Below are 4,108 nucleotides of genomic sequence, written 5' to 3'. Positions count from 1 at the left end.
TTTGCCGACGAGCCCGAAGCCGCACGCCGGATGATCGAACGACTGCGGGTCCGGCACGACGCGGTCCCGCAGGTTCTCACCGCGGACAAGGCCTACGGGTCGGGCCCGTTCCTGGCGTGGATCGAAGGGCGCGGGATCGAGGCGCATGTTCCCGTCATCGATCGCACGCATCAGACGGCGGGGCGGATGACCCATGCCGACTTCGGCTACGACAAGGAGGGCGACCTGTACCTATGCCCTCAGGGCAAGCCGCTACGGCGTGTCGGCGACGCCAGCGGAGAGGCCAGACGCAGCGGTACGACCGGCTACCGAAGCCGCGCCAGCGACTGCAAGGGATGCCCGATCAAGACGCGCTGTACGACGAGTTCGACGCGAGCGATCAGCCGATCGCTCCATCAGGACGTTCGGGTGACGGTGCAGGCCCGCCAGGCCACGGAGGCGTTCGAGCGCTCGCTGCGGCTGCGCAAACGCGTCGAACGGCTGTTCGCCTGCGTGAAGCACAACGATGGCCTCCACCGCCTCCGGCTACGCGGTCTGCGCGGCGCCGACGAGCAGTTCGTCCTCGCCGCAACGGCGCAGAATTTGAAGCGAATGACGAAGTTCTTCCCCGCGGATGGCCCAGGGACCCGGACGGCCGCCGCGTAAACCGCCCGGCGGGTCCTGCGAGACGTGATCCTCCGGGCGGCAACAATCGACGGCGGAAGATCGAGGAAAGGGCGATCGGCCACGAGCTTGTCTCGACGGACTTCTTCAACAGCCTCGAACGATTCCGCGAGCCTCGGCCAAAATGGGTGCGAAGAACCGAAACGGTGCCTGAAAAGGCTCCCCTGAAACCGGAGGTGAGAGCGAAACAGAATGGGTAATTCTGTTTCAGGCCGGAATCGCTTGAATCACGCTCCATGGCTTGTTGACAAATTGAATAAAAGTAGTTACATTTAATAATGAACAAGGACGAGCCGGATTACCAATGGGACGATGCCAAAAGCGAGCGAACGAGAGCTGATCGCGGCTTCGGCTTCGACATCATCCGGGGGTTCGATTGGGACTACGCCGTCTGCCTCGACGTGCAGAACGAGGGCGGCGAGGAGCGTGAAAAGTGGATCGGCCCGATAGGCGACAGACTTTTCGCCGTCGTCATCACGCTGCGCGGTGACGCGGTAAGGGTGATCTCGTTGCGACGCGCCGAGCAAACAGAAATCGCCATTTGGCGAAAGGACATTGGAGCATGAAAAAGCCGCCTGAAATCAGAGACAATACCCCAACGGAAGAGGCCGAGATTCAGCGTCAAATCGCGAGCGATCCCGACACGTGGGGAACGCCCGCCGACGCCAAGGCCATCCGCCGTGGTCGCCCTTTCGGACGGACCAAAGAGCAGGTGACGGTTCGGATTGACAGGGACGTGCTTGCGGCTTTGCAAACGCCGGAGCCGAAGGGGTGGCAAACCCGTCTCAACGAAGCGCTGCGCGCCGGGTTGAAGCTCTGAGGTTTTCGTCCGGCTGGCGAGGTCACTATAGGCCACTGTTATCGCACAGACGCTGCAACTCACGATCATTGATCGTCAGGCGCACGAGTAGAGACGTGCCTTCAGTTATCCTGAATAAGTGAGCTACGCTCAATCGATTCCTTGAAAATACAACCTTTAGCTATGACATCGAATTGAAAATCACTGCCACTTAACATAAACGAATAAACATAGAAGTCATCGTATCTTTGGTTGTCGTATGCTTCTATCATTACCAAATCATACGGGAGCTTTTTTTGATCGTTTAGTATTCCATTTACTTTAATACTTAAACTTTCAGCAAAATGCAATTCTCCGATTGTAGTGACGCCTTCATTCATGTATTGGAAATGAATTATTGTCTTAATCCCCACATAAGAAATACCAAAATCACCATACCCACTTGAATCGTAAGGCAATCTCAGGAATTCTTTCATGTCTATTCTCCTTACTATAAACCGGCGTACGACCTATACCTCCTAGTAAACCGCCGCCAGAGGCGTTGTCACTTTATTGAGCACTGCCTCCACCTGAATTGCTGGCTGGCTTCGATATCGATTGGCCGGGAGGCGTGCATAATCGTTACCCTTGAACAATGATCTGCAACAGAATAGATAATTCTGTTTCAGATCGGCCGCCGTTACCATGTGCCCTAACCGCTTTCGAGGTGGCTAAAGGGGCGAATGTTGAGCGTCGAGGTTATGGCGCCTGAACTCGAGCTCTGTTATGGGCCGGGTTCGGATGGGAAGCAATCTGCCTGATAGGTATATAGGACATTGAGTGCTATCAGGTAAATCGACGTTGAGAAATATGTCTGCGGTTCAACGTATAGAAGATTTTGATTGATCGGTCTTCCCGTCTCTCCGCAGTATATGATCTCGTGTATTAGACGAAATCCTGCAAGGTCCATGTGGTCGATCCGGCTTCCCGTCGTATGGTGGAAGACGAAAGGCGCGCGGGGCGACGGCGCCCCCCAGACCGCAAGTAGAGCACGATGAAGGTACGGTGCGCGATAGCCCGATACTAGGAGGTAGAGCGGGATTCGCACAGCATTGTACCCGAATTCCGCCGGGCGCCCCGGTGCCGGTTCGAGCTGCCCCTCCTCCGAGATGACGCTCCATTCGGTCGGGGGCGTTGGGGTGCTGGTCAATAGTCGAAGCCCTGACTCCCTGAGTTCATTCCAGACTGGAGACGGATCAACCATGTTTAGCACAGTAAATGATATGTATATCCAATAAGAAAGATTAATTATAGGGCTTTGTTGTTGATTAATTCCGAGGAATTCTGCAAATGGAAATCGGTCACGGAGGAAGCCCTCGACGCCGGGCAATAGTAGAGTATAATTTTTGTACTTGACAATCAGCTTACGCCGAATTGTTTCTGCGATCCGCGCGGCTTCATCCCGATATTCAGGCCTGCCCCAGCGGATATCGGCGAGCGCAAGAGCGGTGGCGATGAGGAGATCCCCGTCCGTCGCGTTGTTCGGGTCGGTTATATGCGGCGATGAGGCTGGATCGTAGCGCCACGAAAAAAGTGCATCAGATCGCTGAAGATGCGTTTCTGTGAACCGCCAGATCGACTGGAACGCACGCTCGTTGTTTGCCTGAACCGCGAAAAGCATCGCATAGCCTTGCCCCTCGCTATGACTGATCGATCGGTTCTCCGCATCGACAACCCGTCCATCAGGCCGAACAAACGCCGCCTTAAAGGCGGCGAACTTCTCGCTCGTCCAGGTCTGGAATGTTGAGCCGAAAGTAAGCATTCGGTGAGGGCCGCGGGTACTGTGGATCGCGGCTATGGCTCAGGTGGTTTCGGCGGAGGACGCCGGCCCCTTCCAGTTCCATGGCAGCAGCTCGTGGAGACGCCCCTGCGGCATCGCGGCGATCCGGATGAGTACATCGGCGAGCCAGGCCTGCGGATCGACGTCGTTGAGCTTCGCTGTGGCGATCAGCGTTGCCATGGCGGCAGCGCGGTCGGCGCCGCGCTCGGAGCCGGCGAAGAGCCACGCCTTGCGGCCGAGGGCAAATCCCCGGAGCGCCCGCTCGGCCGCGTTGTTCGTGATGCAGATCCTGCCGTCCTCGAGGAAGCCGGCGAAGCGGTCCCAGCGCTTCAGCATGTAATCCATCGGTTTGGCGACGGCGGCCGATCGCGACAGGCGGGCGCGTTCCTCGCGTAACCACGCCTGGAGGTCTGATACGAGCGGCGCGCTCACCTCCTGTCGCACCCGCAGTCGCTCCGCCGCGTCGAGGCCGTTGATGGTGCGCTCGATGTCGAACAGCGCGTCGATGCGCCGGACGGCCTGCAGCGCGACCGGCGAGATGACCGGCGCTCGGCCGTCGCGCCGGACCCGCGCGGCGATGTCGGCGAGTTCGAAGAACGGACGCCGCGCGTGCGCCCAGCACAGCGCCGGCGTGACCGCGCCCTCGGCGCGCGACGGATCGTAGAGCGTGTTGTACCCGCTGTAGGCGTCGGCCTGGAGAATGCCGGCGAAGCCGCGCAGATGGCGCTCGGGGTGCTCCTGCCGCCGATCGCGCGAAGCATAGTAGAGCGCGGCTGGAGGCGCCCTCCCGCCGAACGGCCGGTCGTCGCGGACGTAAGCCCAGATGT

6 protein-coding genes are annotated in these 4,108 nt (G+C 58.7%); 3 read left to right on the top strand and 3 right to left on the bottom strand.

What is annotated here, in order from left to right; all coding sequences use genetic code 11:
* From L1787_RS17925 to L1787_RS17915, 3 genes are all read left to right on the top strand, one after another.
* A partial coding sequence (locus L1787_RS17925) for a transposase (RefSeq protein WP_235709332.1) occupies positions 1-645 on the top strand: 645 nt, incomplete at its 5' end.
* A 296-nt stretch (positions 646-941) separates the two neighbouring features.
* Complete coding sequence (locus tag L1787_RS17920; RefSeq protein WP_235710492.1) at positions 942-1,229, top strand: BrnT family toxin; 288 nt, start codon at positions 942-944, stop codon at positions 1,227-1,229.
* Positions 1,226-1,483, top strand: coding sequence for a BrnA antitoxin family protein (locus L1787_RS17915; RefSeq protein ID WP_235710490.1), 258 nt, complete (start codon positions 1,226-1,228; stop codon positions 1,481-1,483). Before L1787_RS17920 ends, L1787_RS17915 begins: the two co-directional genes overlap by 4 nt.
* A 101-nt stretch (positions 1,484-1,584) precedes the next feature.
* Here L1787_RS17915 and L1787_RS17910 read toward each other — a convergent pair whose 3' ends face one another.
* The 3 genes from L1787_RS17910 to tnpC form a co-directional block, all read right to left on the bottom strand.
* Complete coding sequence (locus L1787_RS17910) at positions 1,585-1,938, bottom strand: hypothetical protein (RefSeq protein ID WP_235710488.1); 354 nt, start codon at positions 1,936-1,938, stop codon at positions 1,585-1,587.
* Between the two features lie 287 nt (positions 1,939-2,225).
* Positions 2,226-3,263: a family 8 glycosyl hydrolase gene (locus tag L1787_RS17905; RefSeq protein ID WP_235710486.1), complete on the bottom strand. Its 1,038-nt coding sequence runs from the start codon at positions 3,261-3,263 to the stop codon at positions 2,226-2,228.
* 39 nt (positions 3,264-3,302) lie between these two features.
* A partial coding sequence (tnpC, locus tag L1787_RS17900) for an IS66 family transposase (protein ID WP_235706442.1) occupies positions 3,303-4,108 on the bottom strand: 806 nt, incomplete at its 5' end.

The sequence above is a fragment of the Acuticoccus kalidii genome, from assembly GCF_021556395.1.
GTDB classification, from domain to species: Bacteria; Pseudomonadota; Alphaproteobacteria; order Rhizobiales; family Amorphaceae; genus Acuticoccus; species Acuticoccus kalidii.
The sequence above is the reverse complement of the archived record's forward strand: the minus strand, read 5'-3'. Positions and strand labels throughout refer to the sequence as shown.

Coding starts and splice junctions, on each gene's coding strand:
- L1787_RS17920 (WP_235710492.1), top strand. CDS start 942: ATGAACAAGGACGAGCCGGATTACCAATGGGACGATGCCAAAAGCGAG.
- L1787_RS17915 (WP_235710490.1), top strand. CDS start 1,226: ATGAAAAAGCCGCCTGAAATCAGAGACAATACCCCAACGGAAGAGGCC.
- L1787_RS17910 (WP_235710488.1), bottom strand. CDS start 1,938: ATGAAAGAATTCCTGAGATTGCCTTACGATTCAAGTGGGTATGGTGAT.
- L1787_RS17905 (WP_235710486.1), bottom strand. CDS start 3,263: ATGCTTACTTTCGGCTCAACATTCCAGACCTGGACGAGCGAGAAGTTC.